This is a genomic window from Paenibacillus mesophilus (assembly GCF_005938385.1).
GTDB lineage: Bacteria > Bacillota > Bacilli > Paenibacillales > NBRC-103111 > Paenibacillus_AB > Paenibacillus_AB mesophilus.
Genome location: NZ_VCRA01000004.1, coordinates 188,206 through 213,136, shown reverse-complemented (window position 1 = coordinate 213,136; position 24,931 = coordinate 188,206). Strand labels below are relative to the sequence as shown.

Sequence of the window (24,931 nt, the reverse complement as noted above, 5' to 3'; positions counted from 1 at the left end):
GGGAAGAGATCTATGTCGGAGGATACCAACAACCACGCCATGAATCGACCGGAGGACGAATCACTCGTACTGGGCAAACGGATGAGCAGAAGACACTTATTGGCTTCGATCGGAGCGGCCGGCGCGGCGGCCGCAGCCGGCGGGCTATTGGCCGGAGCGTCCAAATCGTACGGCCAGTCTATCCCGGCGACGAATGCGGTTTACGGGAAAGCCGGGGCCCATTCGGCGATGATGAATACGATGAACGCCGCCGGATGCATGGTCGTGACGACTTATGCGGACCTTCGGGCGAATACGCTGCCCGATGCGAACGTCATTTATTACGTCAAGGACGCCGGGCACGAGGGCCATTTTTATTACGATGCCACGGACGTTACGACTCCCGACAATACCGGTCTGGTGCTCGTTTCGACGTCGGGGGCCCGGTTCAAACGGATTGTGGAGACGGAATCGATCAACGTCAAATGGTTCGGGGCTGCCGGTGACGACGCGACCGATGATGCTGCGGCCATTCAGACCGCGATAGACGGCATGCCGGCTGGCGGAGGGGTTCTATACTTTCCTCCCGGCATTTATCGGGTCGGAACACCATTATCGGTTTCGTCCAACTTGACGTTTCAGGGTGCGGGCTTGTCCGTTACGACGATTCGGGAGCACGGCAGCCTGACCGGACGCATCTTTTATATTGCGGGATCGGCCGGCAGCCGTAAATCGAATATCGCGTTTTACGACTTGACCATTCGGAACGGCACGGCCATTACCTCGGGCAACCCGACGATATCGCGCGACGGCGTGCGGGCGGAATATGCGGACGGACTAACGTTCGTCCGGTGCATGTTTACCGAGATCCAAGGTTTGTACGCGCTGGTCGTCAAGTATTGCACGAACGTTCTTGTCGAAGACTGCACGTTCTATCGCTGGTCTTACGGCGCCATGATGGTTATGGTGGAATGCGAGAACATTATCGTAACCGGGAGCACCTTCGATACGGCAACGACCACTTCGGCCGGAAACGCGTATACGTTTGCGACAGGCGGAGAAGGGACGAACGAAGGCTCGTTTCTCGTCAAAAATGTATGGGTGACGAACAACAAATTTTTGAACAATCCCGCCTGGGAAGGGCTGGATACGCATGGCGGGGAAAACATATGGTTTCTCGACAATTACATCGAGAATTGCAAGACCGGCATCCTTGCCGCGATCGGAGGCAGCTTTGTCGCCAACCCGGTGCTCAGAAACGTGGTGATCGAAGGTAACGTGGTCGTTCAGGGAACCGGGGGGAACGGGTATTACGGCATTGTCGTACAAGGAAAAGATACGAGTCCGGCGGAAGGTGTCATTATTAACCGAAACCGGATTACGGGCTTCGGCGGTACGGTGGAGTCGGGCGATACGATCGGAGCGATTTCGCTCCATTCCGTCCGAAATTTCAGCATAACGAACAATACGGCCGATGAATATGCTCAAAATGGAATTATTCTATATTATTATACGAACGACGGCGTTATCGGCGGGAACACGCTGCGAAATTGCCGGGGCGGGAAAACCGTTTCGACCGCGGCGATACGTCTTGCCTCCTGGGGGATTTACAACTGCCTGATCGAGAACAATACCGTCAGCCCGACAGATGCTTCCAAGAGGCCGAAATTCGGCATCAGAGCCGATTCCCGCTTCCTTTCCGTGCAACTGCGGAACAATGCGATCAAGCATTTGGCCGCCGGCGGCACCGCGTACCTCGGGGCTGCCAACTTGCCCGTGCAGTGGTCAGCTGCACCGACCGATAATTTGACGCAGAAATTCGGCGATATGATCTGCAATGCGTCGGGCAAGCCGGAATGGTATGTCAGCGGCCCTGCAATCGGTTTCGGGTCTCTTTACACGGGAGTGGTCGTGACGGCGTCGATCAATGCGGGAAGCGCCACTTTGACCGCTTTGAATACCGTCAATGCGGACTATAGGGGGTTGCCGGAAGGGATGAATATTACGGTGGCCGGGGCCGGCGCGGGGGGAGCGGCGTTAAACGCCAGAGTAATCAAAAACAGCAAAACGACGATTGAATTGGACGCGGCGGCAACCACGACCGTTACCGCCGCAAACGTGACCTACCAAGGACTTACCCTGACCAGCTGAGTGCGGACGGGGAGAGTGCATCCCATATAGTGGAGGGAATTATATGAAATTTTTGATCATGACCGATTTGGAAGGGGCCGCCGGCGTAGACAGCTTCAGTCAGACGAGAACGACGGACGAAGCGATGAAGCGTCCCGGCATGAAGCAATTGGCGCTGGAAACGAACGCCTGCGTGGAAGGAATCAGAGCGGTTTATCCGGATGCGGAGGTGGACGTGATCGACGGGCACGGAAACGGGGGGCTTTACCCGGAAGATTTGCGCGGCTGCCGCTACATCCGGTACGGCAAAGATTTCCCGCATCATTCGTTGCCGGACTATACCGCGCTGCTGTATGTCGGACAGCATGCGATGGCCGGCACGATCGACGCACCGTTATGTCATACGTATTCTTCCTTGAGGGTCCAATATTACCGGCTGAACGGCGTCTATATCGGCGAGTTCGCGGCGTTTGCCCAATGGGCGGGCATGCACGGGGTCCCTACCATCTTTCTCGCGGGCGACGATAAGGCCGCGCTGGAGGCGCGGATGTTCATCCCGGATATCGAGACGGCGGTCACGAAAGTCGGTACGGGGCTGGAGTCGGCCGAACATTTGAGCTCCGCCGACGCTTGCCGCGCCATCCGGGAAGGATCGGAGAGGGCTGTCCGCAGAATCGGACAATTTACCCCGTACCTTCGATTCAAGGCGCCGTTTACATTCGAAGCCCGGAACTACGACCCGATTGCGAATCCGGACGCCTTGTCCGGGAAGCCGGGCTACCTGCTGGTAGACGATCGCACTTACCGCATCGAGACGTCGGATTACAGGCAGCTTCCGTTTTTTTGATTAACAGGTCCAAATAAAAAAAATCGACCCGCAAGCAACGGGCCGCGGGTCTTCCATGTTATATATGAAAAAGGGGGTCGAGGTTTATTATAGGGCTTGAACCTTAAGGGAAAGTGAAAATAACATTTCAGTTTTGTTACAAATGCCGGGGGTGTATGGCCTGAGTGGAAACCAGGCGCTGCAGCTCCGGCATTTTTGGCATAAAAAATAGGTCCTAAGTAGCTGTATGAATAGGATAAATGGTCTATGAAAGTGTCGATATGTGTTGTATGATAAAGAGGTATTGAAGATTCGAACAATCGGAAAAAGGCAAACTCGCCGAAAGGCGGGGACGCAAAGCTACGGGCCTAAGGAGCTGTCTACGGCCGCCGGGCCGCCGAATGTGTCGGGAACGTCCGGACGGTCCAACACCTTTTCGGTCCATCATATGTTTAAACTCGAGGAGGTGCCGTATGCTGAAGGAAAGATACTACTCGACCGTAGAGTATATAGACCGGTATGGCAAGGCGATCAAGGAATTGCACATTTATTGCGATATCGGCAAGAAGCCCACGGTCGGCGATTTTATCGAAGCGTTTCGGAAAATAGGGCTCGAGCTGGAGCTGAACGACTTTGTGAATTTGACATTCAAGCCGAAGCGGCCGCATGCTTCATCGATCATTTCGGTGAAAGTAATCCGGACGACCAAGGACCATACTTTTAAACCAGTTGGCACCGAAACCGAGCCATCGAATAGAACCGGCACACGCTAATCCTTTCAGGAAAGCGCGCAGCCGGTTTTTTCTTTGCATTCACTTCGTACCTTTCAGTCTTTCGTCGGCAGACGGTTCGTTGCCCGCGAGACGCTTCTCGAAGGAAACCCGCCAGTTTCGAGACAGCTCCTCGACGGCAAGCAGAGCCTGTATCCCTTCGAGGTTATGCTTGTCATGATGCTTGATCGTGTTGGCGTAAGCGACCGTGATGCCGTGCGGATGACGGCGCTCCAAAGTCAGCGGGAGGGTGCGGTCGAACAGTCCGGGAGTGAGCACCCTCATGTAGAAGCCGGTGTAGCCGGTGTTTTGTACGAGCAGGGGAAGCTCGGGCAGGTCGTATTTTTTCGCCAGCTTGTGGCACGGCTGTCTGGGCTGCGTAACCCGAAGGCGGACGTTGCCGATCGCGTAAATGTCGCCGATGCATACTTGATCCTCGGTCATGCCGAGCACGGTCAAGTTTTCCCCGAAAGCTCCGTAATCGAGCTTACGCCGCAGCTCCTGCTCCCAATAAGCATAGTACTCGTACGAATACACGCAGATTGCTTTATCGAGTCCCCCATGGTTCACTAAATCGGCTTGTCCGTCCCCCTCGAAGTTCAAAGCGGACAGAGCGATCGGACCTTCGTCGGCCGGTTTTTTGAATATCCCGGTCGGGACGTCGGTTCCTTTATAGATGAACGATTGCGGCTTCCCCACATTCAGTGAAACAATCCGGATGCTCACGCTCGGTCCCCCTTTCTGTTGATTCCATGGTTTGGACTTCATTCTATCACAAAATGCGTTCTGCAAACGAGCCGTGCCGAATGCCGGACGAGAGGTCTTTTTCACCGGACGGGCTCATAAGCTGTAGTACATCGTTCGAACGGCTTTATCGGGCTCAAAGTCGCATCAGGCAGGTAATTGCATGTTGCGGAAAGGAGGGATCGCATGGTTAAGCGATTTGCCGGAGCGGTCGGAGCGTTGTTTCTGCTTCTCGGGATTATCGGCTTGTTCGTAGTGGATTTGTTCGGCCTCATCCATTTCGACGGTTTGTATAATGTCGTGCACCTGATCGTCGGCGTTGCGGGAATATTGGCGTCCGGCCGCGAAGAGAATGCGGTATGGTTTGCGAAAGCGGCAGGCATCGGTTTCGGGCTTATGGGCATCATAGGCTTCATCCGGCCGGAGTGGCTCGGCTCCATGCATTTGGAGACGGCGGAGAACGTGCTGCATGCAGTTGTCGGCGCGCTGTCGCTGTACGCGGGCTTTACCGCCCAAACGATTGAGGTCGTCCAAATCCGCTCGAAAGTAGGTTAAGCGCGAAAAGTTGCCGTATCCGGGCGAATGCCCTGGGCAAAACACCTACCGGGCGCATACATTGAAATCGGGATAATCGTACTTCATCATGGGCAATATTGGAGGAATTCCGATGAATTATGTAGTGCAGCCAGGGGATACGCTGTATTCGATCGCCAGCCGTTACGGGGTAACCGTCCAGTCGCTGATGCAGGCAAACGGGATTACGGTGCCAGGGCAAGTTTATGCCGGACAAACGATTTTCATTCCGCGGCCTCCGGGGCCGTTTCCGCCGGGGCCCGGACCCTTTCCTCCCGGACCCGGTCCAGGGCGGCAGCTCGAGCAGAGGGTCGCCCGGCTGGAAACGGAAACCGATCGTCTGCAGCAGCAATTGAGGCGTACCGACAACGAGGTGGACCGTCTGCGTCAACGCGTGGATCGGCTGGAAGACCGCGTAAGGCGGCTCGAGGGACGTTGACATTAAAAAGTCAAAGTAAGAATTGGAATACTAAAAGAGGTGGGGGAGATGTACGTAAAGCGAAGCGGCTGACTTTAAAATCGTGTTGTACCCGCTTAAATTCCAAATAAACAACACGATTTTAACGGAAGTGGAGTGCATTCCCCCACCTCTTGCCTTAAGCGCTTCTTCTCTCTGCAGACTTTTTCAACAGCCTCAGGGCGGTTTCCTAATGGAAACGCCCTCTTCGCCGTTGCCGCCGTCTTTATCCGTTGAGCAATTTCACATAGAACGTTCGTTGACGGGGACCGTCGAACTCGCAGAAGTAGATGCCCTGCCATCGTCCCAGAACGAGCCTGCCGTTATGGACGATGACCGTTTGGGACGTACCGGTCGTGATCGCTTTCAGATGAGAAGCCGTGTTGCCCTCCGCATGCCGGTATTTCGGATGGTTCCACGGGTATATTTCGTCCAGACGCATAAGCACGTCGTGCTTTACGTCCGGGTCGGCGTTCTCGTTGATGGCGATACCGGCGGTCGTATGCGGGCAGTATACGACCGCAATCCCTTCCTGAAAGCTTTCTTGCAGCACGAGCTCTGCAACTTGCTGCGTAATGTCTATCATTTGATCACGCTGGCGGGTTATCAGGGAGAACGTATGCATGGGCAGGCTCCTTTCGCGTCATAGTAACAGACGTCATTTGCCGAACAAAATCCAGGACGCTTTGACCCGCTTCAGCTGATTGACGATGACCCAAGGGACGACAAGGATGAGGACGATGCCTCCCCATAGAGCGGCATGGTACTCCCACCCGCCGGGGGCGACGGCAGCGTGCATCGTGTAGTAGCCGAGCAGCGCCGGATGAATGAAATAGACGCCGAACGAAGCCGCGCCGAGCGACGATAGAGCGCCGGCCCATCGGGGAGCGCTGGATAGCCAGTGCCGGCCGATCCACATAAAGCTGATCGCGACCAATATCGGGTAAGCGTTGAACAGAAGCTCGAATTCCCAGGATCGGAACTGCGTACCGTACTGCGCTTGCAGGCTGAGCAGCAGGAAAACGAAGCCGGTGGACGCGGCGGCGGCGGTTACCCAATAAATATTGCGGTTCAGCCAGCCGGCGAATCGTTCGTAGTTCATGCCGAGCGAGCCTCCGATGCAGAATAGGGCGAAATATGAAATAAACAGACGGTCGCCGTGCGGGAGCGGTTCGGCGGCGTACTGGCTGTAAATGCTGAAGGCAATTTGCACGACAATGCCGAACAGCCACAAATAGCGGGCCAGCGGGCGCCACAGCTTGGCCAGTGTAACGAGAACCGGAAACAGCGCATAAAATTGCATGATAAGCGCCATGAAGTACAAATGGTAGCCGGCTTCCGCCCATGGAAGCAGCTTGGCGAACTCCTGCAGCGAGAAATGCACCTCGACCGCGGGATTCAGCCATTGATCGAACAAGTAATAGAAGCAAGACCATATCAAGTACGGGATCAAGATGAACTGCAGCCTTTTCCGGTAAAACCCGGGGACGCGGCGAACGCTCCAATTGTCGAAGTAGCTGTAGAACAAGACGAGTCCGCTCAACAGGATGAAAGCCTGCACCGGGAAGTAGCTCATATTGTTGATGCCGAAGTACAGCGTATGCGACCGGGAGCAGAGCGGCAGTTCGACCCGGGGCGTGGACGTTGCGTGAATGAGCAGCACGGCGACGATGGCGACCGCGCGGACAATGTCCAGCTCCAGCAGTTTCGGTTTGCTCAAAAGGAATCTCTACCTTTCCGTAGGAAAATGAAGCTTATGTACGCCGAAAGTTCTAATTGAGTATACTTCAAAACGGTGCGGTTGCCTAGAAGAATGCGGGCTTTGCTCACGCAAAGCTCAGTAACGCTTACGAAGCCAGCTTTGCTTACGCAGAGCTCAGAGTATGCTTACGAAGTCAGCTTTGCTTACGCAAAGCTCAGTAACGCTTACGAAGCCAGCTTTGCTTACGCAAAGCTCAGTAACGCTTACGAAGCCAGCTTTGCTTACGCAAAGCTCAGAGTATGCTTACGAAGTCAGCTTTGCTTACGCAAAGCTCAGAGTATGCTTACGAAGTCAGCTTTGCTAAAGCAAAGCTCTCAGGAGGAAAAAAATGACGGACTGGAAAACACCGGAGCAAATCGCCCGCATGGCAAGGGCCGGCTCCATACTCGCCTCCTGCAGAGAGGCGTTGAAAACATATATACGTCCCGGCGTGTCCACGCTCGAGATAGACGGCTTCGTCGAGAAATTTCTGGCCGAGCGCGGGGCGACTCCGGAACAGAAAGGATACCGGGGCTATCCTTACGCCACTTGCGCCTCCGTCAATGATGTCGCCTGCCACGGCATGCCAAGCCGGGATCGGCTTCGCGACGGGGATATCGTTACCGTCGATATGGTAGTGAACCGCGACGGCTGGCTGGCCGACTCGGCCTGGACGTTTGCCGCGGGCAGCGTATCGGCGTCGTCTCTGCGGCTGATGCGGACCGCCAAAAGATGTTTGTACGCCGGAATCGCCCAAGCGGTTCCCGGAAGCCGGATCGGCGACATCGCGCACGCGATCCAGCGAGTTGCGTCCGCCAAAGGCTACGCGGTGCTTTCCGATTTTACCGGACACGGCATCGGCAGCTCCATTCACGAATGGCCGCCTGTCCGGCATACGGGCAAGCCGGGTAAAGGCATCCGGCTGGAGGAAGGGATGGTCATCACGATCGAGCCGATCTTGACGGCCGGCAAACCGAAGGTGAAGATCGAATCCGACGGCTGGACCGCAAGGGCCGTAGACGGCAAAAGGTCGGCCCAATACGAGCATACGGTTGCCATAACCCGGGACGGTCCGCTTATATTGACGGCGCTTACTCCAAGACTGTACTCATAGGCGGGAGGGAACCGCCGGTCTACCTAGGTTGTCCGTTCTTTTCCGCGGCTATGCCCGGGGGACTGCCGGTCCAACCATTTGAGCGCCTCGCGCCGGCTCAGAGGGGACAGCGGCGCAAGCTCCACGAACCGGATGACCGCCTCGGCATCGGTTTTCGAATATTCCCGCAGCGCCCAGCCGATCGCTTTCCGAATGAAAAATTCCCGGGAGTCCGCCGTCCGGCGGATATAGTCGAACAGCCGATCGGGGTCGGTGCTCCGTTTGTATTTCAATTGAAACAGCAGGGCGGTTCGCTGCAGCCATATGTTGTCCGAGGCGATCCATTTCTCCGCATGAACCGGGGCAAGCTGCGGGTGTCGGAGGAGGAGCGGGCCGATCAGGCTTGCGGCGAGAGCGTCGACCGTGTCCCACCATGAATTTGTCACGACGAGTGTTTCGAGCAGCTCGAGGTGCCGTTCGTTCAACCGTTTCGCCTGCTTGGCCAGCAAATCCAAGGCAGCATAAGTATACTCGCGTTCGGGCAGCTCCCATAGCCCGCGTACCGTTTCTTCAAGCAGCGCGGCGGGCACGTCCCCACGGCCTGACAACCATTCTCTGACGATCGCTGTGCGAAGCGGCGATTTGATCCCCGCAAATTCGAACTGTCCGCGCATGTACGCCTTCATCACAGTGGCTTCCTTCCGATCGGTGACGGCCGCGAATCGGGCTTGCAGGTCGGAAATCCACTCGTTCATCATGGGCCCCCTTTTCCAATTTTCCTGCTATTCATAATTAACGACGTGAAACATTCATCTTATCAATTGTATGCATGCCGGCGGATGCCGCGCAAGTGGCTCGCCAAGGAAATATTGGCGCCGAAAGCGGGGTTGAGTTAAAATGCAGCTATACAGATCAGAAGGTGAGGGGATCATGAATGAATATCGTAGTGTTGGACGGGTATACGCTCAATCCGGGCGATTTGAGCTGGACGAGGCTCGAGAGTCTCGGGAATTTGACGGTTTACGATAGAACGCCGCCGGAATTGATTGTGGAGCGGGCGATAGACGCGGACGTTATTTTAACGAACAAAACGCCTGTGAGGGCCGAGGTGTTTGGTCGCCTGCCGAAGCTCTCCTATATCGGGGTGCTGGCCACCGGCTATGATGTTGTCGATACGGCCGAAGCGGCCAAGCGGGGCATCCCGGTAACGAATGTGCCCGCATACAGCTCCGCCTCGGTCGCCCAGCTCGTATTCTCGCTGCTGCTGGAGCTGTGCCATCGTGTCGGTCTGCACGACGAAGCGGTCCGGGGCGGGGCTTGGGCGACAAGCCCGGATTTCAGCTTCTGGAAGACGCCGCTCGTGGAGCTGGCCGGCAAGACGCTCGGCATCGTTGGAATCGGCGGCATCGGCGAGCAGGTAGCCGCGATCGGACAAGCATTCGGAATGAACGTAATCGCGACGAACCGCAGCGGCAAGAAGCCCGCAACCGAAGGCGTCGGCTTGGTTCCTCTCGAGCGGTTGTTTGCGGAAGCCGATGTCGTTACGCTGCATTGTCCGTTAACGCCGGAGACGGAAGGGTTGATCCGGGCGGAAACGTTGTCGCTAATGAAGCCGAACGCTTTCCTGATCAATACGGGACGGGGCAAGCTCGTCCGGGAGCAGGAGCTTGCCGACGCTTTGAATTCGGGCGCGATAGCCGGAGCCGGATTGGACGTGCTGTGCTCGGAGCCACCGGCGGCCGACAACCCGCTGTTGTCTGCCCGAAACTGCGTCATTACGCCGCACATCGGCTGGGCTTCGGGCGAAGCGCGCGCTAGGCTGATGGAGATGGCGGCAAGGAATGTGGAAGCATTTCTGGCCGGAAGGCCCGCTAATGTAGTGAATCGAATCGGATGAGAAGGGAGGAAGCTGGGATGAGCGGGATGGACAACATCGGAGCAAACGGTGGAAAGACGGATTCCGGCTTTCGCGTCGTTGTTGCGCCCGATTCGTTTAAAGGCAGTTTGTCGTCGGTGGAAGCGGCGGAAGCGATCCGTTCCGGTGTCATGAAGGCGGTTTCCGGAGCGGAAGTAACGATCGTGCCGATGGCGGACGGCGGGGAAGGTACGGTTGACGCAGTGCTTGCGGCGGCCGGCGGCGAGAGGCTCGTTGTGACGGTAGCCGGTCCGCTCGGCGAGCCGGTGAAAGCGGCATACGGCGTCCTTCATGACGGACGCACAGCGGTCATCGAGATGGCGGCCGCCTCCGGCTTGCCGTTGTTGGCGGCGGATGCGCGCGACCCTATGGCGGCAACGACGTACGGGACGGGACAGTTGATTCGCGACGCATTGGGACGGGGAGCGACGAGGATCTTGATCGGACTCGGCGGCAGCGCCACGAATGACGGAGGCATGGGAATGGCGCAGGCGCTCGGCGTGCGCTTCCTCGACGAGAACGGCCGGGAAATAGCCGGGCACGGCTGCGGCCGTCTGCTCGCCTCCGTTGCATCGATCGATGCGGCCGGCATCGACCCGCGGCTCGCCGGAGCCGAAGTTACGGTGCTGAGCGACGTTACGAATCCGCTGTGCGGACCGGAAGGCGCTTCGGCCGTTTACGGACCTCAGAAGGGAGCGACGCCGGAGATGGTGGACAAGCTCGATAGCGGGCTGGCCCATTACGCAGAGCGAATAGCCGCCCATAACGGGCGGCTGGTGCGCGACGTGCCGGGCGCGGGTGCGGCCGGAGGACTCGGAGCGGGCTTGCTTGCGTTCTGCAACGCCGAGCTGAAGCCGGGCATCCGCGTCATCATGGAGCTGGCCGGTTTCGAGCGTGCGGCTGAAGGGGCCAGCCTCGTCATTACCGGCGAAGGACGCACCGACGGGCAGACTGCTTTCGGTAAGGTGCCTGCCGGCATTGCTGATGCGGCAGGCCGTGCGGGCGTGCCCGTCGTATGCTTGTCCGGCGGTCTTGGCGAAGGCTCGGAAGCCTTGTACGAGCACGGTATCGCGGCCTTATTCAGTATCGCCAACCGGCCGATGACGCTGGACGAGGCGATGCGGGGCGCCGATACGCTGCTCGCGGAAGCGGCCGAGAACATCGTCAGGCTATATCGGGCGGGGATGGGAAGGCAGAGCCCGATCCGATAACCGGATTAATCGAATTTTTCCAATTCCGTATGGGTTGCCGATTTGCCCGATTTTTCACCGCGGACGGTTTGTTCGGACGGCTCTTTCTCAACGATGTCGTTGACGAACGCCATGTCCTGATTTTCCGCTTTCATATGGGCCGTTCCTCGATAATTGCCGGTATGCGTTTTGTTTTCCATCGTTTTTTCGCTCCTTTTCCGGTATATATCGCCTCAAGAGTGCGTACACGTAATACTGTGCGCATCGGAGTGGTCGAATATACGGATGCCCGAGGCAAATGGGCGCCGGCCGGACTGGAGGTCGAACGCTGCCGCCGAAAATTGCGCATGGATTCGTCGTGAAAGCTGGGCATTCCCGGATCGACATGGTACAATCGTTAAAAACGCTAAGGAACTTTAACGGAATTTCCGCCCTGACTGACAGCCGGGACTTTGTGGTCGGTAAATCCGGTCATCAAAGAGCAGGTACGTTGTTCCGTAAAGAATCCTAACCGGAGAAAGGGATGGAATCGATGGATTTAACCGTCAAGTCCGAGGATAATGTGGCGTTCATGGTGGATGGAATCAAGGGGAAGCTGAAGGTCGTGGCGGCCCAGTCGATCAAGCCGGACCATTTCGATCTCGATAAGTATGAAGACTTGCGCGATATGTATGACGTCGTGATGAATAAGCAGCATTTCAGCATCCGTGAAATCGAGGCGCTGTGCGAAGAGCTGAGGCTGCTGAAAAAGTAATTCGAAGACCAACTTAGGCAGTACCGTGACAAGGAAGGCGTTCCCGCCTTCCTCCTTTTTTCATTTATTTGTCCCGCAGCCGAGACAAGGGGTAAAACGTCCCGCGCCAATATATGCCTCCGCGGCGAAGCGTCAAATAGACGGAGCGCGACAGCACGAGGATGAGGATCCAGACGGATACGGGGAGCGCGACGGCGTCGCTACCCGAATGACGGGACAGGCGCCGGGTACTGGCTACATAAAGCACGGTCATAATGGCCGCGCTGCAGGCGTAGGCGAAGCCGCTCCACCGCGGCAGCAGCAGCAGTCCGGCGAACGGTCCGAAAAAGGCCAGCACTTGTCCGATCACGGCGCCGATCGCCAGCGGGAGACGGTAGCCGAAGCCGGAAAACATATTTTTCTCCAGCCCTTTTACCGCTTCCCGGAGAGACGGGTACCATTCGACCTCCAGGTGGTTTTTGCCGATAAGCAGACGCTGCCTGAAGCGGGCTTTCTTGACGAGCATACCGAGACGCAAATCGTCGTCGGGCCGCATCGCGAACGCCCGGTGGGTGCCGATCGCCTCATACGCTTTGCGGGTAATCATATTGAACGCCCCGATGCCGGTGCCGAAGCGATGCTGCCGGTCATCGTTGGCGCGCCACAGACGCAAGAACAGGAACAGCGAGAACATGAAATATTGAACGAAGGCGCGCAGCCAGTAACGTTTGGCGACCATCATGGGGGCAAGCGTCAAATGATCGGCTCCGGATGATCGGATGTATTCGACCGCATCCCGGATCGTCGACGTATGGAAGCGTACGTCCGCATCGGTGAACAGCAAATATTTCCCTTTGGCTTGCAAATAGCCTTGATATAACGCATGATTTTTGCCGAGCCAGCCGTCGGGAAGCGTTGTGACGTGCACGACCTGAAGCGGTATGCGGGTTGACGGGCGCTGCTCGGACCATCGTTTCAGCTCGTCCAGACGTTTGCCCGTTCCGTCCAGCGAACGGTCGTTCACGGCGACGATTTCCATGCGGGGATAGTCCTGGGCCAGCAGATGGCGCACGGTGTCCGCGATGGAGGCCTCCTCTTCCTTCGCGGCTATAATGACGGATACGAGAGGGGTATCGCTCCCTGTATCCGACGAACGGGGAAGCGGCCGAAGCAATTTAAGGCCGGGCAGGGCCGAATTAAGGGCGATAAGCCAGTATAGCAGCGTAAGAGTAGCTAAAGCGTCGAGCAGTCGCATGGTGTTCTCCTTATGAACAGAGTGCGTATTAAGGAACTATCACGGTAGGTTGTAACGTGATAGTGCTTAAGCGACTATATTGTACCATACGGTCATGACATCGGCGAGGCGATACGAGATAAGGGAAGGAGGGGTGTAATGGGGCTTGAACCGGTTCGGCAAAAAGTGAAAGGTGACCGACTTCCCGAGTTTTTCAAATCCATCCGGGATCAAGGGATATCGGTGGAAGATATCGTGTTCGTCTGTATCGGCACCGACCGGTCTACGGGGGACGCTCTCGGGCCGCTTGTCGGGACGCTGCTGCGAGAGGCCGGATACGGGCAGGTGATCGGGACTTTGGATACCCCTTGCGATGCCAGCAATCTGGAACGTCGGCTGACCGAAATTCCGGACGGAAAAATCGCCGTCGCGATCGATGCATGCCTCGGACTCCCTACATCGATCGGCTTGTTCCAAGTGGCCAATCATCCGCTTGAGCCCGGTAAATCCGTAGGCAGAAAGCTTCCTCCCGTAGGCCGTTATTCGATCGCGGCGATTGTCAATGCGGACGGACCGAAGCAATATTGGATTTTGCAAAGCACATCTCTTCACCGGGTACTGACGATGGCGCGGGAAATCGCCGCCGCCGTTCGGACCGTATTTCCGATTTAAGCGAGAAAGCCAGAAGAGCCCTTCCGGCGGAAACGGACGTTTCCGATCAGGAACGGGCTCTTCTTCTTAAACGGAAGTAGTCGCCGATCGCGCCGAACAGGGCGTAAGAAGCGATAGTCAGGAAATAGACGGCGAATATGTTGTAGTAATGAATATCGCTGACGCTTTCGATCAGCCACACAGGCACGCTGAACATAAACAAATAAATATTGTCCGGATCGAGACCCGAGTAATTGAATAAGCACAGCGCACAGCCGAACAGCGTCATAATCAGCGTAGCTTTGTATTTCATTAGCGGGGGCACCTCCGGAAACGTGAAGGGATAGCTCCTGAATCGGAAGCCTGTACATGTAGTATTCGGCAACAATCGCAATTTATGCATGCCGGGCACACTCGAATGTAACAATGTTGTAAATGAAAGGAATATGCGATAAGATGACGAAATATAGTGGAAGAACGTTCCAGACAGAGAATAGGGGAGAGGACAGGGATGAAGCCTGCCGGACAACGGAAAAGCTGGAAAATTCAGCAGAAAATGATTGCCGTATCATTGTTTTTGCTCGCCTTGCCTACGCTGATCGTCGGTATCGTCAGCTACAGCGTATCGAAGACGGAGTCGGACAAATTGATCGAGAGCAAGCTGGAGAGCAACGTGCGAATGACGATCGAGATGATCGAATTGATGGACGCTTCCGTCAAGAGCGGACGAATGCCGCTCGAAGAGGCGAAGGAGCAAGTCAGAGTGATGCTGCTCGGCGAGAAGGACAAAGAGGGGAAGCGCTCGATCAACCCGAGAATCGACATCGGCGTGAACGGGTATTTCTTCGTACTGGATTCGACGGGAACTTTGCTTGCCCACCCGAGCCTCGAAGGGCAGAACATTTGGGAGAAGAAGACAAGCAACGGATATTATTACATACAGGATATGGTGAAGAAGGCGCAAGCGGGCGGAGGAAACACTTATTATAACTGGCCTCTGCCGAATTCGACGAAGGAAGCGATGAAAATATCGTACGCCGAGCTCGATCCGAAATGGGGCTGGATCGTGGCCGCCGGCTCGTACATGCAGGATTATAACGGCGGACAGAAGCGCATTCTATCCAATCTGATCGTGACGCTGGCCGTATGCATGGCGGCGGGAGCCGTCGTCATTTGGTTGTTCGCCCGGCATATTTCCAAGCCGATCGTTATCGTAGCGGAACGGACGAAACGCATCGCCGAAGGCGATCTTACCTCGGCGGGGCTCGATGTGCGCAATCGCGACGAGATCGGGCAGCTCGCTGCCGATTTCAACGTCATGAACGAACATCTGAAGAAGCTCGTCGTGCAGGTGCAGGACGGAGCGGAACAGGTGTTGTCCTCCTCGCGGAATCTCTCCGTTTCGATTGACGAGACGACGAAAGCTTCGCGGGACATCGTATCGTCCGTACAGCAAATCGCCACGGGCATGGATACGCAGGCGCAATCGACGACGGAAAGCTCGCGGGCGATGGAGGAGATGGCATCCGGCATCGGCAGAATCGCGGAAACGTCGTCCAATGCTTTCGATGCCTCGCTGAGAACGTCCAAGGCGGCCGAGGCCGGCTACGGCAACATCCAGAAATCGGTAGAGCAGATGAATCGCGTTAGCCGGACCGTAGCCGATCTGTCCTCTATTATCCAGAAGCTGGACCAGCGCTCGAGAGAGGTCGGGGATATCGTCGAGGTTATTACGAACATCGCTTCGAGTACGAGTCTGCTCGCCTTGAACGCCTCCATCGAAGCGGCCCGGGCCGGGGAACAGGGACGCGGCTTCGCCGTCGTGGCCGGGGAAGTGAAGAAGCTGGCGGTCCAATCGGAATCGTCCGCGCAGGAAGTCATTCGGCTCGTTGCGGCGATCCAGACGGATATCGGCTATGCCGTTCAAGCTATGGCGGAAGGAGAGCGGGAAGTCCGGGACGGTGCGGAGATGACGAGGGAATCGGGAGAGTCGTTCAAAAGCATTTTGGAGGCAACCCGCAGCGTAGTCGAGCAAATCCAGGAGGCTTCCTCCGCGGCCGAACAAATGTCGGCCAGCTCCGAGGAAATATCCGCCTCGCTTCAGGAAATGTCGCGAATAACCGCGATGGGCGCGGAAGGAACTCAGACGATATCCGCCTCCACCGAGGAGCAGCTTGCGACGATGGAGCAGTTGGCCGATCAAGCCGAGCGGATGAGCCGTCTGGCCGAACGGCTGCAGCAGTCGGTCACGAAATTCCGCGTGTAGACGCGGAAATGAAAATAAGGACATGTCCAATGCCCAACGTGAGGCGCATATGGATATGTCCTTATTCGTTTTCCGCCGGATCGGGTCTTCATTTTGTAATCCAGTGGTCTCCCCAGCTTTGAACCGCATCCATGACGGGACGGAGCGCCTTTCCTTTCTCGGTCAGCTCGTACTCGATGCGGATCGGCATCTCCGGATATACGTTGCGGACTACGATCCCGGCCTGCTCCAGTTCCTTGAACCGTTCGGTCAGCATCCGGTCGCTCATATCCGGAATCATCGACGATATATCTTTGAAACGCTTGGGACCGTCCATCAGAACTTGGATAATCAGACCGGTCCAACGTTTGCCGAGCAGCTCGAACGCCGTCTCGAATTTGGGACACAGGTGCATTTTATGGTCCGCGTGTTCCATATGAATCATCTCCTAAAACTTTCGCTACAAATATTTTAACATAGTTACTTGACAAAAGTAAGCCTTACCTTGTATTCTTAACTTACAAAAAATAAGTAACAAACAAAATTTAATTAATGGAGGTTTTTTGTATGTTAAGCTCGGCTTTGCTGCTTGTTCGTTTGGTGATCGGACTTACGTTTGCGGGACACGGCGCCCAGAAGCTTTTCGGCTGGTTCGGGGGTTACGGACTGAAGGGGACGGGAGGCTTCCTGGATTCGATCGGCATTCGTCCGGGTGTATTGATGGCACTGATCGCCGGCCTGCTCGAGCTTGCCGGAGGGCTCATGTTCGCGGCGGGTTTGTTCACGCCGGTAGCCGCCGCCTTTATCGTCATCACGATGCTGGTTGCGATCGTCAAAGTGCACGGCCGCAACGGCTATTGGGTCACTTCGAACGGCATTGAGTACAACGTAGCGCTGATCGCGATAGCGGTAGCCGTCGCCATGGCCGGTGCAGGCACTTACTCGCTGGACTATCAATTGTTTTCTTGATTCGTACTTCAACCGCATCCTTCCGAATACGAAAAGCCGTCGCGAGAGCCGCGATGGCTTTTCGTCGTTTTTGCAGCTTCACACCACAACTTGCAAACTGCGGTGCACCTTCAAGACCGATTCGATAATATCGGCGGCGTCATCGTCGGTTAGAACCGGCGAAATGGGGATATAGGTCGTTCGCGGAATCAAGTCTACCGCGCGGGGGCACATATGTTCCGTAATGACGACCGGCCGCTTGAACGGATAGTTGTACGGAAAATTGTCCTTCTCCGCCGTGCGCTGATGATACAGCGACGGGTTCATGTACACCGGCTTGCCGCCGTACAGCACATGGGCTTGCACGTTCTCCGCATTAAGCGCTTTATTGAAGAGGGTCGTCGCTTCCGCCGTCGGGAAAATGATGCCCAGGTTCGAGCCGATATGTCCTTCCGTGTCGGGGCAAGCCCGGAATCGGATGCCGGGGATTTCGGCTTGAAGCGCCGCCGCAATACGGTCGTGATGCTTCTTCATGTTGCCTACGATCGCGGGCAGCTTCTTCCATTGCTCCAGCATGACCGCTCCGGCGAGTTCGCTCATCCGGTAATTTTGCCCGGAGAATGCGTTCTGCTCATCGGGAGAGTCTATGCCATATCTGGCCCGGTGGCGCAATATGCCTTGATCGTGATAACGGATCGCCCGCTCCATAAGCTTGACGTCGTGCGTGACAACGGCGCCGCCTTCGCCGGATGTGATGATCTTGTTCATCTGGAAGCTGTACGTGCCGATATCGCCGATCGTGCCGGCATAACGGCCCTTGTAGCGGACGCCGCACGACTGGGCCATATCTTCGATCACGGCGATATTTTTCGTTTTGGCGAAAGCGAGTATCGGATCGAGGTCGACCGGATTGCCGAGAATCGGCACGACGATGACCGCTTTCACATCCTCGTCATACACCCGTTCCAAATCGGTCGGATCGATATTCAGACTTTCGTCCACGTCGCAGTAGACGGGAACAGCATTGCTGCATACGACTGCACCGGCTGTAGCGAGGAACGTATTCGCCGGTACGATGACCTTGTCGCCATACCCGATCCCAAGCGCCTTCATGGCCACGACAAGCGCAGCGGTTCCGGATGTGACGGCCAGCGCATAAGGTACGTTGAAATCGCGGGTCATCGCATTTTCCAGCGATTCCACGGCGCTTTGCATATCGGGTCCGTAATAACGGAAAGGGGATTGCGCGTATATCACTTTGGAAGTAAAATCGGCTTCTTCTTTGCCGTACACGAGAGCGCCGGGATAGTTCGGCGGCAGAGGCCGGCTGCGGACCGGAGTACCGCCATCGATGGCCAATTTGCTCATAGAGTTCACCTTCTCTTTCTGAATGATGAGAATGACGGAATAAGGATTGTATTACATGTATCTAACCTGTAACTATATTGTAACAGATTCCGCCATCGTTTTCATTACTTAATATTGTCGGTAAATCATGCTGGTATAAAAAAAGAACCGTTGCGTTCACAACGGCCCTACATCGTTGAATGGATAAAAGCGGAAAAGCACCTTGCCCACGAGTTCGCTTTTGTCTACATACCGGTTCGGCCACAGGTGAGCGTCGTAGCTGTTGTTACGGTTGTCGCCCAAGAAGAAATATTTGTTGTCCGGAACGGTAACCCGCTCCAGCGTATAGTTCATTTTCGCTTTCAGGTAAGGCTCGTCCACCGCCTCGCCGTTCCGGTGCAGTACCCCATCTTTGACCTCGATCGTATCTCCCGGAAGGCCGATCAATCTTTTGACGTATCGAACTTCATCCTTGTTCTCTGCCGCATGATTGAAGACGACAATATCGCCGTGCTCGAAAGTGGTGAACTTGAGCATTTTCTCCATAACGAGTCTGTCGTTGATGTTGATGTTCGGCTCCATCGAGCCGCTCGGCACTTTGACCGCCTGGGCCACGTACGTCTGGATCAGCAGGCTGAGGATGATGGCTATGGCAAGCGGCGGTACCCATTCCTTCAAAACGGTTTTCACGCGCTGCATCTATGGAGGACCTCCTTCCAACCCGTACAAAATGAAAATATTAATTATGCTGCGCCGTGCTTCTAGAGCAGCTGCTTCCAGGAGCCGTAATGAAAGAAGCAAATTCCCGCAGCTCCGCCCGCTTCCGCGAGCCGGGCGTATTCTTCGTAACCGTTCCGGTCGATTTCGAATTCGGAAGTTTTCAATAACCCGGCGTATACCGGAACGCGACCGTCCGATTTGCGGATTTGTCCGTCGACGATTCCTCCGAAGCTGCCCGGTTTCATCCAATAGTCCATCGGACATACGAAATCGACGTATCCGCGTTCGACCCATTCCCACCATTTCTGGCCGAAGCATTCGTACTCGCTGTCCGGAAGGAACGGTTCTCCGCGCAGCTCATTCCCGTAAGGGGCATTATACCATATTGCCGCCGACAACGACGCGTCGGGACGTTCCTCGCGTATCGCCTCACGGATCGAGCCTACGAGATCCGTGACGATGGAAGCGCGGTATTCCGCCCACTCGGCCGGATGCCGCTCCAGCAGCCATCTTGCCTTGCCGGCAGTATCGTCCAACGTTCCGGGGATGGCCAGCCCGCTGTGCCGCTCGAAGCCGGATAAGCAATCGTCACAGAAGCAATACCGGTACGAGCGGGCAAGCACAAGCTTGTCCCCGATCGGCGGATCGTTGTACACGTTGCTCGCTTGCTCGATGAAATAGGTCGTGCGGATTCCGTCGGCCGTCTCCAGCCGTATCGGCTGTCCGGCCTTCGGCAAACCGATCCAATGCCCGGCGCTTTTCGTGTCGATCTCGAGCCGGCTTTCATAATGATAATACCGGATGAAGTCCAGATGAATGCCGGATAACCCGGGAAACGTGCGAAGCAGCTCGGCGCATTTGGCCGGAACGGTGCGGATCACCTCGGGATGGCGCGGATCGAGCACGAAGCCTTTGCCGGTAATCGGCTCTTCGAAAGTGGAGATGCCATGGGCGTCAACGCAGTAGCAGTCTTTGTCCTGGAGTATCAGACTGCTCCGGTCGTCGGCGCGTTGAATAAGCGTCGATACCATGCCGTGGACCTCGATATTCCGGCTTGCGCACGCTTCGGTCAGCATGGCGACCCGATCGATGACCGATTCGTTGCGCCGGCCGTCCATGCTCAGGTACACGATCACTTTACCGACCCGGTTCCGTTCGCACCAGTCGGCAAGAGCGGCGATTTCTTCGGCGTTTCTGGCTTCGGAGCCGAGGTAGAGCCAGACGGCATTATGCAGCGGATTCATGGTGGGAAGCTCCTCTCGTCAGTCGGTCCATTTTCTTCCTGATTCCATTATACCGAACGAGAAGCGCGAACGGAAATAGCTTTTTCTTTACCGCTCCTCATGGTACACTCGAAATCGGAGGAGCACAGCGATCGTTTTTCGTTTCCCTTGCGTTATCACGGTCTTCCGCGGATAAGGGATACGGCTGCACGCGCTTCCGTTGCGGCGGTCAGCCGGTGCTGTCCGGGACCGATCCAGCAAGAAGCCAAAGGACGTTGGGTGAATGAGTGGTATCGACTTCATCACAGAATCGCCGGATATTGATTTCTGCCTCGCAACGATCGACGAATTATTGAGACTGATATCCGTAAATGCGAAATTCAAAATGATGTACGGAATCGGCGAAGGAGACGAGCTGCCGGAAGCTTCGCAGCTGCGCAAGGTCGTATCCTTGGCCATTCAACAACAGCAAGACATAGCCGGTGTCGTTATCGACGAGATGGCGGGGGACCGCAGGCTACAGCTCATGCTATACTGCTACAGGCAGGAAGCGGAATGCGGACCGATTTATCATACGGCGCTGTTCGATATTTCCGGCCTAATCCACTTCTACGAAATGAAGCTCGCGAACGAGAAGCGCAAACTGATCGGAGAAATGGCGGCCGGTACGGCCAACAGTATCCTGAATCCGCTGGCGGTCGTGCGCGGGAGCCTGCAGCTGATCGAAACGACGCTGAAGACGAATCTCGCCTCCAGTCATTTGTCCGATCATCTCGTCTCTCAGAGCGTAGGGCACTACATCACGCTGGCGAATCACCAGGTGACGGAGATCAACAATTACGTCCAACGATGGCTGCATTTGGGCAAACCGTTCCATCTCGATCTTCGCCCGGTTCTGATATCGTCATTTTTGGAGTCATACGTTCCGAACCTGCAGAAGGAAGCGATCAAAAAAGGCGTGCCGCTCGTGTGCGAGTTTCCGTCCGAAGACGGTCAACTGCTGATCGACCCCCACTACTTGCGCGAAGTGTTGAACGAGTTCATCAAAAACGCGTTCGAAGCTTCGAACGGTATCGGCGGAGGCGTCCGGCTGTCGGTGCATATGTCCGACAAAGCGTCGATGATTACGATTCGGGATTCCGGACCCGGCATTGCGGCCGATATGATGAAGCTGGTCAAAGATCCGTTTTTTACGACCAAGGAAGATTCGATCGGACTCGGTTTGAACTTTTGCGAAGTGGTGCTGCAAAAAATGGGGGGCCATTACGAGCTGTCGGGAGACAAGGCGGGGACGGAAGTTCGCATTATGCTTCCGCGGGTTCCCGGAGAATAAGAAAATGAAGAGGCTGTCGCGGACGCGGCAGCCTTTTTCTTCATTGTTTGGAAATGATGGGAGTTCAGCTTCTTACAGGGGGGCTCCCCCAGAAGTAATAGGAATAAGCTGCGAAGCAAATCTTCACTTCTAGGGGAACTAAAGGAGCATGTCCCAAATTTGTTTGCCGATCAAGATCGTCGTAACGGCGATAAATAAAGGTTTGACGTAGCCCGCTCCTTTGCGGATCGCCACTCGCGAGCCGATTAGCGCGCCCACGATCATGGAGATTCCCATCGGAATTCCGTAATACAGATTCACGTTGCCCATAAGCGCAAACGTGATGAGACTGCCGACATTGCTGGCTAGATTGAGCGCCTTGGCGTTGCCCGCCGCTTTGACGAAATCGAAGCCGAGCAGCAAGAAGGCGAACAGCAGGAAGGAACCGGTGCCCGGACCGAAAAATCCGTCGTAGTAGCCGAGCAGCAGGGCCACGACGGCTCCCGCCGCGATGATTTTCCCGGTCAGTTGCGGAGCGGTCGGACGGACTGCGCGCTTTTTGCCGAACAGCGTATACAAGGTTACCGCAATCAGGAGGATAATGACCAGCGGCTTCAGAAAGTCGGGGGGAATCAGCCGGACCGTATAGGCGCCGGCCACCGATCCGAGCAGCGATAACGGAAACCATTTCTTCACGAGCTTGACATCCATTTTGCCGGATAGCAAAAACGAGATCGAGCTTGTCAGCGAAGAAATCGTGCCGCCCAGCTTGTTCGTGCCGAGTGCGATGGCCGGGGGCAGGCCGGTCGACAGAAGAGCGGGAACGGAAATCAAGCCGCCCCCGCCTACGACGGAATCGACGAATGAGGCGACAAAGCCAATGGAAACTAAGAAGAAAATCATTTCAATGGATGGATGATCCACAGCGTTATCGCTCCCGTGCGGGCAAGTGGGCCCGTTTATTCGCTTCGTTCTTAAGTTAAGGCAAATAGCTGCGCAATACGGTCAGCCGGCCGTTCAACGAGTAGGCGCCCAAATCGGCGGGCAGCAGGAAGCAATTGCCCCGTTCGAGCGGGATGGTGCCGTCGGCCCAGTCAAGCGTACCCGTGCCTTCGCATACGACGATGATCGTGAAGCTTTCCGGAGAGGTTGCGAGCTCCCATGAACCGTCCGCGACGCCTTTCTCGACGATGAAATAAGGCGAGGAGGCCAGACGCAGCCAAACGTTCGGAACGCCGACGTCCGTCGTCATCCGGGTCGCTCCGCTGCCTTTGTAGGCGGTCACGTTCAGCGAGTCTTCGATATGAAGCTCGCGCGGCTTGCCGTCCAGTCCGAGCCGGTCATAATCGTACAGACGGTACGTCGTATCGGAATTTTGCTGAATTTCCGCCACAAGCACCCCGGCACACAGCGCATGCACCGTTCCGGCCGGAATGTAGAACGAATCCCCCGCCTTTACTTCCACCTCCTGTAGGCAATCCATAATGCGGTTGTCCGCAATTCCTTGCGCGAACGATTCACGGTCAATGCCAGCTTGGAGCCCGTAGATGATTTTGGCCCCCGGCTTGGCGTCGAGCACGTACCACATCTCGGTTTTGCCGAGCTCTCCTTCGGGGAGCCCCGCGTAATCGTTGCCGGGATGCACTTGTACGGACAAATCGTCATTGCAATCGAGCAGTTTGATCAACAACGGAAAACGGCCGTTTTGTTCGGAATTGCCTTTCGTGCCGAACATCGTCTTGCCGTACGCAGCGCGCACTTCATCGAGCCCCATGCCGGCCAGCTCGCCGTTGACGACCTTAGTCGTGCCGTTCGGATGATCTCCTATCATCCAGCCTTCTCCTATCGGGCCGTCCGGGAGCTCCAGACCGAACTGCTCGAGCGCCCGTCCGCCCCAAACCCGTTCTTTCATTTCCGGCTTGAATTTCAGTGGATAAGGTTTCATGCTTGTCATCGTGCCTCGCTTTCGTTAGTATCGCGCATGGTTCTACTCTACACCTTTCTTTTTTCCACCGCAATGACATAGGGCGGGTTGTTGCTCCGGTTTTTGAAGCGGTAGACGATAGCTTGGTAATGTTCTTCGGGAAGCGATTCCGCCCATTGTTCGACGCGCTCCGCTTCCTCGCGCCCGCCTTCGTGTCCGGGGTACAGCACGACGGTCGCGATACCGCCCGGCTTCAGCAAGGAAAGAGCCGCGTCAAGCGCGGGCAAAGTCGACTCGGGACGGGTGATGACCCGCTTGTCGCCGCCCGGCAAATACCCGAGGTTGAACATGACCGCGGATACGCGTCCGTGATCGGAGGACGGTACCGCCTGCCGCATGTTCGCATGGCTCTCGAGAAGCAGATGGAGACGCCCCCGGGCCTCCTGCCCGCGGCCGACGCGTTCGGCCGCCCGATCGAGCGCCTCCTGTTGAATATCGAAGGCGTATACGGTGCCTTTGGCTCCGACCGCCGTGCATAGAAAGGCCGTGTCCGCTCCGGTGCCGGCAGTGGCGTCGATCGCGACGTCTCCGGGCTGAAGCCGTTCTCCTATGCAGCTGTGGGCGAAGCTTAGCACGGATATAAATCCCATCTATTGCGCCGCTCCTTAAGGGTTAGGGTAAAATCAGCGAAAACCATACCATATCCGCCCTCATAACACAAGCGCCCCCTTTTCCGGAAGGAAAAGAGGGCGGGAGGAGCGAACGTTATGGAAGACGTTCGCGTATTCCGTCATTTTTTGTCGGCCAGCCAAGCGGATAACGTCTCGATGTCCGCCGCTTCGATCTTTTTCTCGAAGCCGGGCATTCTGGTGCCGCCTTTGGTGATTTGCGTCATGATCTGATCTTTCGTCTTGCTCGCGCCGATCTTCTGCAAGTTCGGACCCGGCTTGCCTTCGAGGTTGCCGCCGTGGCAGGACATGCAGTTGTTCTTGTAAATTTCCTCGGCTTTCACGGAGGCGGTTGTGGCGGCCGGAGCCGGGGTGGAAGCAGCCGGAGCCGGGGTGGAAGCAGCCGGAGCCGGGGTGGAAGCAGCCGGAGCCGGGGTGGAAGCAGCCGGAGCCGGGGTGGAAGCAGCCGGAGCCGGGGTGGAAGCAGCCGGAGCCGGGGTGGAAGCAG

Annotated in this window: 28 protein-coding genes and 1 riboswitch; of the genes, 13 read left to right on the top strand and 15 right to left on the bottom strand. The window is 56.3% G+C overall.

Features of this window, described 5'->3' with window-relative positions; all coding sequences use genetic code 11:
• The first annotated feature begins 12 nt into the window (after window positions 1–12).
• The 3 genes from FE783_RS08580 (at window position 13) to FE783_RS08570 (ending at window position 3,708) form a co-directional block, all read left to right on the top strand.
• A complete protein-coding gene (locus FE783_RS08580) occupies window positions 13–2,130 on the top strand; it encodes a glycosyl hydrolase family 28-related protein (protein WP_138878941.1) in 2,118 nt (705 codons plus the stop codon).
• 43 nt (window positions 2,131–2,173) lie between these two features.
• Window positions 2,174–2,956, top strand: a complete 783-nt coding sequence (locus tag FE783_RS08575; RefSeq protein WP_138878940.1) for a M55 family metallopeptidase — start codon at window positions 2,174–2,176, stop codon at window positions 2,954–2,956.
• A gap of 298 nt (window positions 2,957–3,254) precedes the next feature.
• Window positions 3,255–3,337: riboswitch (cyclic di-GMP riboswitch) on the top strand.
• Between the two features lie 71 nt (window positions 3,338–3,408).
• Window positions 3,409–3,708 (top strand): hypothetical protein, encoded by a 300-nt coding sequence (locus FE783_RS08570; protein ID WP_138878939.1) that lies wholly within the window; start codon window positions 3,409–3,411, stop codon window positions 3,706–3,708.
• A gap of 39 nt (window positions 3,709–3,747) precedes the next feature.
• Here FE783_RS08570 and FE783_RS08565 read toward each other — a convergent pair whose 3' ends face one another.
• The gene (locus tag FE783_RS08565) at window positions 3,748–4,431 is read right to left on the bottom strand and encodes an MOSC domain-containing protein (protein WP_420799719.1); all 684 of its coding nucleotides are present in this window, start codon (window positions 4,429–4,431) and stop codon (window positions 3,748–3,750) included.
• 204 nt (window positions 4,432–4,635) lie between these two features.
• Between FE783_RS08565 and FE783_RS08560 the strand changes: the two genes are divergently transcribed.
• Window positions 4,636–5,004 (top strand): DUF4383 domain-containing protein, encoded by a 369-nt coding sequence (locus FE783_RS08560; protein WP_138878938.1) that lies wholly within the window; start codon window positions 4,636–4,638, stop codon window positions 5,002–5,004.
• A gap of 112 nt (window positions 5,005–5,116) precedes the next feature.
• Complete coding sequence (locus FE783_RS08555) at window positions 5,117–5,461, top strand: LysM peptidoglycan-binding domain-containing protein (protein ID WP_138878937.1); 345 nt, start codon at window positions 5,117–5,119, stop codon at window positions 5,459–5,461.
• Window positions 5,462–5,705: 244 nt separating this feature from the next.
• On the opposite strand, the gene FE783_RS08550 is transcribed toward FE783_RS08555, so the two are convergent.
• Together FE783_RS08550 and FE783_RS08545 are read right to left on the bottom strand one after the other, a co-directional pair.
• Entirely contained in the window at window positions 5,706–6,104 is a 399-nt protein-coding gene (locus FE783_RS08550) for a secondary thiamine-phosphate synthase enzyme YjbQ (protein ID WP_138878936.1), read from the bottom strand.
• A 33-nt stretch (window positions 6,105–6,137) separates the two neighbouring features.
• Window positions 6,138–7,199, bottom strand: a complete 1,062-nt coding sequence (locus FE783_RS08545) for an acyltransferase (RefSeq protein ID WP_138878935.1) — start codon at window positions 7,197–7,199, stop codon at window positions 6,138–6,140.
• Between the two features lie 370 nt (window positions 7,200–7,569).
• Between FE783_RS08545 and map the strand changes: the two genes are divergently transcribed.
• Window positions 7,570–8,334, top strand: a complete 765-nt coding sequence (map, locus tag FE783_RS08540) for a type I methionyl aminopeptidase (protein ID WP_138878934.1) — start codon at window positions 7,570–7,572, stop codon at window positions 8,332–8,334.
• A gap of 23 nt (window positions 8,335–8,357) precedes the next feature.
• Here map and FE783_RS08535 read toward each other — a convergent pair whose 3' ends face one another.
• The gene (locus FE783_RS08535) at window positions 8,358–9,068 is read right to left on the bottom strand and encodes a DNA alkylation repair protein (protein WP_138878933.1); all 711 of its coding nucleotides are present in this window, start codon (window positions 9,066–9,068) and stop codon (window positions 8,358–8,360) included.
• 179 nt (window positions 9,069–9,247) lie between these two features.
• Here FE783_RS08535 and FE783_RS08530 point away from each other — a divergent pair, with 179 nt between their 5' ends.
• Window positions 9,248–10,210: a D-2-hydroxyacid dehydrogenase gene (locus FE783_RS08530; RefSeq protein ID WP_138878932.1), complete on the top strand. Its 963-nt coding sequence runs from the start codon at window positions 9,248–9,250 to the stop codon at window positions 10,208–10,210.
• A gap of 17 nt (window positions 10,211–10,227) precedes the next feature.
• A complete protein-coding gene (locus FE783_RS08525) occupies window positions 10,228–11,439 on the top strand; it encodes a glycerate kinase (protein ID WP_238402945.1) in 1,212 nt (403 codons plus the stop codon).
• Between the two features lie 5 nt (window positions 11,440–11,444).
• Here FE783_RS08525 and FE783_RS37440 read toward each other — a convergent pair whose 3' ends face one another.
• Window positions 11,445–11,618 (bottom strand): hypothetical protein, encoded by a 174-nt coding sequence (locus FE783_RS37440; protein WP_158301683.1) that lies wholly within the window; start codon window positions 11,616–11,618, stop codon window positions 11,445–11,447.
• A gap of 323 nt (window positions 11,619–11,941) precedes the next feature.
• Between FE783_RS37440 and FE783_RS08520 the strand changes: the two genes are divergently transcribed.
• On the top strand, window positions 11,942–12,172 hold the full coding sequence (locus tag FE783_RS08520) for a DUF1128 domain-containing protein (protein ID WP_338015831.1): 231 nt from the start codon (window positions 11,942–11,944) through the stop codon (window positions 12,170–12,172).
• A gap of 64 nt (window positions 12,173–12,236) precedes the next feature.
• Here FE783_RS08520 and FE783_RS08515 read toward each other — a convergent pair whose 3' ends face one another.
• The gene (locus tag FE783_RS08515) at window positions 12,237–13,406 is read right to left on the bottom strand and encodes a glycosyltransferase family 2 protein (RefSeq protein ID WP_138878931.1); all 1,170 of its coding nucleotides are present in this window, start codon (window positions 13,404–13,406) and stop codon (window positions 12,237–12,239) included.
• A gap of 138 nt (window positions 13,407–13,544) precedes the next feature.
• On the opposite strand from FE783_RS08515, the gene yyaC reads away from it, so the two are divergent.
• On the top strand, window positions 13,545–14,057 hold the full coding sequence (gene yyaC, locus FE783_RS08510) for a spore protease YyaC (RefSeq protein ID WP_138878930.1): 513 nt from the start codon (window positions 13,545–13,547) through the stop codon (window positions 14,055–14,057).
• 46 nt (window positions 14,058–14,103) lie between these two features.
• On the opposite strand, the gene FE783_RS08505 is transcribed toward yyaC, so the two are convergent.
• Window positions 14,104–14,349 carry a hypothetical protein gene (locus tag FE783_RS08505; RefSeq protein ID WP_138878929.1) on the bottom strand — a complete coding sequence of 82 codons (246 nt, stop codon included), beginning with the start codon at window positions 14,347–14,349 and terminating at the stop codon, window positions 14,104–14,106.
• A 198-nt stretch (window positions 14,350–14,547) separates the two neighbouring features.
• On the opposite strand from FE783_RS08505, the gene FE783_RS08500 reads away from it, so the two are divergent.
• Entirely contained in the window at window positions 14,548–16,302 is a 1,755-nt protein-coding gene (locus FE783_RS08500; RefSeq protein ID WP_138878928.1) for a methyl-accepting chemotaxis protein, read from the top strand.
• Window positions 16,303–16,390: 88 nt separating this feature from the next.
• On the opposite strand, the gene FE783_RS08495 is transcribed toward FE783_RS08500, so the two are convergent.
• Entirely contained in the window at window positions 16,391–16,717 is a 327-nt protein-coding gene (locus FE783_RS08495) for a winged helix-turn-helix transcriptional regulator (RefSeq protein ID WP_138878927.1), read from the bottom strand.
• Window positions 16,718–16,848: 131 nt separating this feature from the next.
• Between FE783_RS08495 and FE783_RS08490 the strand changes: the two genes are divergently transcribed.
• The gene (locus FE783_RS08490) at window positions 16,849–17,250 is read left to right on the top strand and encodes a DoxX family protein (RefSeq protein ID WP_138878926.1); all 402 of its coding nucleotides are present in this window, start codon (window positions 16,849–16,851) and stop codon (window positions 17,248–17,250) included.
• A 78-nt stretch (window positions 17,251–17,328) separates the two neighbouring features.
• On the opposite strand, the gene FE783_RS08485 is transcribed toward FE783_RS08490, so the two are convergent.
• The 3 genes from FE783_RS08485 to FE783_RS08475 form a co-directional block, all read right to left on the bottom strand.
• Complete coding sequence (locus tag FE783_RS08485) at window positions 17,329–18,597, bottom strand: DegT/DnrJ/EryC1/StrS family aminotransferase (RefSeq protein ID WP_138878925.1); 1,269 nt, start codon at window positions 18,595–18,597, stop codon at window positions 17,329–17,331.
• A 156-nt stretch (window positions 18,598–18,753) separates the two neighbouring features.
• Entirely contained in the window at window positions 18,754–19,275 is a 522-nt protein-coding gene (gene lepB, locus FE783_RS08480; protein ID WP_138878924.1) for a signal peptidase I, read from the bottom strand.
• A gap of 62 nt (window positions 19,276–19,337) precedes the next feature.
• Entirely contained in the window at window positions 19,338–20,540 is a 1,203-nt protein-coding gene (locus tag FE783_RS08475) for a glycoside hydrolase family protein (RefSeq protein ID WP_138878923.1), read from the bottom strand.
• A gap of 262 nt (window positions 20,541–20,802) precedes the next feature.
• Between FE783_RS08475 and FE783_RS08470 the strand changes: the two genes are divergently transcribed.
• Complete coding sequence (locus FE783_RS08470; protein WP_138878922.1) at window positions 20,803–21,852, top strand: ATP-binding protein; 1,050 nt, start codon at window positions 20,803–20,805, stop codon at window positions 21,850–21,852.
• Window positions 21,853–21,990: 138 nt separating this feature from the next.
• On the opposite strand, the gene FE783_RS08465 is transcribed toward FE783_RS08470, so the two are convergent.
• The 4 genes from FE783_RS08465 to FE783_RS38205 form a co-directional block, all read right to left on the bottom strand.
• A complete protein-coding gene (locus FE783_RS08465; RefSeq protein ID WP_138878921.1) occupies window positions 21,991–22,755 on the bottom strand; it encodes a sulfite exporter TauE/SafE family protein in 765 nt (254 codons plus the stop codon).
• A 55-nt stretch (window positions 22,756–22,810) separates the two neighbouring features.
• Entirely contained in the window at window positions 22,811–23,776 is a 966-nt protein-coding gene (locus FE783_RS08460; RefSeq protein WP_138878920.1) for a type I phosphomannose isomerase catalytic subunit, read from the bottom strand.
• A 47-nt stretch (window positions 23,777–23,823) separates the two neighbouring features.
• Window positions 23,824–24,405 (bottom strand): tRNA 5-(aminomethyl)-2-thiouridylate-methyltransferase MnmM, encoded by a 582-nt coding sequence (gene mnmM / locus FE783_RS08455; protein ID WP_138878919.1) that lies wholly within the window; start codon window positions 24,403–24,405, stop codon window positions 23,824–23,826.
• 140 nt (window positions 24,406–24,545) lie between these two features.
• The coding region (locus FE783_RS38205) for a c-type cytochrome (RefSeq protein WP_238402944.1) at window positions 24,546–24,931 on the bottom strand (386 nt) is incomplete at its 5' end.

Coding starts and splice junctions, on each gene's coding strand:
- FE783_RS08580 (WP_138878941.1), top strand. CDS start 13: ATGTCGGAGGATACCAACAACCACGCCATGAATCGACCGGAGGACGAA.
- FE783_RS08575 (WP_138878940.1), top strand. CDS start 2,174: ATGAAATTTTTGATCATGACCGATTTGGAAGGGGCCGCCGGCGTAGAC.
- FE783_RS08570 (WP_138878939.1), top strand. CDS start 3,409: ATGCTGAAGGAAAGATACTACTCGACCGTAGAGTATATAGACCGGTAT.
- FE783_RS08560 (WP_138878938.1), top strand. CDS start 4,636: ATGGTTAAGCGATTTGCCGGAGCGGTCGGAGCGTTGTTTCTGCTTCTC.
- FE783_RS08555 (WP_138878937.1), top strand. CDS start 5,117: ATGAATTATGTAGTGCAGCCAGGGGATACGCTGTATTCGATCGCCAGC.
- FE783_RS08550 (WP_138878936.1), bottom strand. CDS start 6,104: ATGCATACGTTCTCCCTGATAACCCGCCAGCGTGATCAAATGATAGAC.
- map (WP_138878934.1), top strand. CDS start 7,570: ATGACGGACTGGAAAACACCGGAGCAAATCGCCCGCATGGCAAGGGCC.
- FE783_RS08535 (WP_138878933.1), bottom strand. CDS start 9,068: ATGAACGAGTGGATTTCCGACCTGCAAGCCCGATTCGCGGCCGTCACC.
- FE783_RS08530 (WP_138878932.1), top strand. CDS start 9,248: ATGAATATCGTAGTGTTGGACGGGTATACGCTCAATCCGGGCGATTTG.
- FE783_RS08525 (WP_238402945.1), top strand. CDS start 10,228: ATGAGCGGGATGGACAACATCGGAGCAAACGGTGGAAAGACGGATTCC.
- FE783_RS37440 (WP_158301683.1), bottom strand. CDS start 11,618: ATGGAAAACAAAACGCATACCGGCAATTATCGAGGAACGGCCCATATG.
- FE783_RS08520 (WP_338015831.1), top strand. CDS start 11,942: ATGGAATCGATGGATTTAACCGTCAAGTCCGAGGATAATGTGGCGTTC.
- FE783_RS08515 (WP_138878931.1), bottom strand. CDS start 13,406: ATGCGACTGCTCGACGCTTTAGCTACTCTTACGCTGCTATACTGGCTT.
- yyaC (WP_138878930.1), top strand. CDS start 13,545: ATGGGGCTTGAACCGGTTCGGCAAAAAGTGAAAGGTGACCGACTTCCC.
- FE783_RS08505 (WP_138878929.1), bottom strand. CDS start 14,349: ATGAAATACAAAGCTACGCTGATTATGACGCTGTTCGGCTGTGCGCTG.
- FE783_RS08500 (WP_138878928.1), top strand. CDS start 14,548: ATGAAGCCTGCCGGACAACGGAAAAGCTGGAAAATTCAGCAGAAAATG.
- FE783_RS08495 (WP_138878927.1), bottom strand. CDS start 16,717: ATGGAACACGCGGACCATAAAATGCACCTGTGTCCCAAATTCGAGACG.
- FE783_RS08490 (WP_138878926.1), top strand. CDS start 16,849: ATGTTAAGCTCGGCTTTGCTGCTTGTTCGTTTGGTGATCGGACTTACG.
- FE783_RS08485 (WP_138878925.1), bottom strand. CDS start 18,597: ATGAGCAAATTGGCCATCGATGGCGGTACTCCGGTCCGCAGCCGGCCT.
- lepB (WP_138878924.1), bottom strand. CDS start 19,275: ATGCAGCGCGTGAAAACCGTTTTGAAGGAATGGGTACCGCCGCTTGCC.
- FE783_RS08475 (WP_138878923.1), bottom strand. CDS start 20,540: ATGAATCCGCTGCATAATGCCGTCTGGCTCTACCTCGGCTCCGAAGCC.
- FE783_RS08470 (WP_138878922.1), top strand. CDS start 20,803: ATGAGTGGTATCGACTTCATCACAGAATCGCCGGATATTGATTTCTGC.
- FE783_RS08460 (WP_138878920.1), bottom strand. CDS start 23,776: ATGAAACCTTATCCACTGAAATTCAAGCCGGAAATGAAAGAACGGGTT.
- mnmM (WP_138878919.1), bottom strand. CDS start 24,405: ATGGGATTTATATCCGTGCTAAGCTTCGCCCACAGCTGCATAGGAGAA.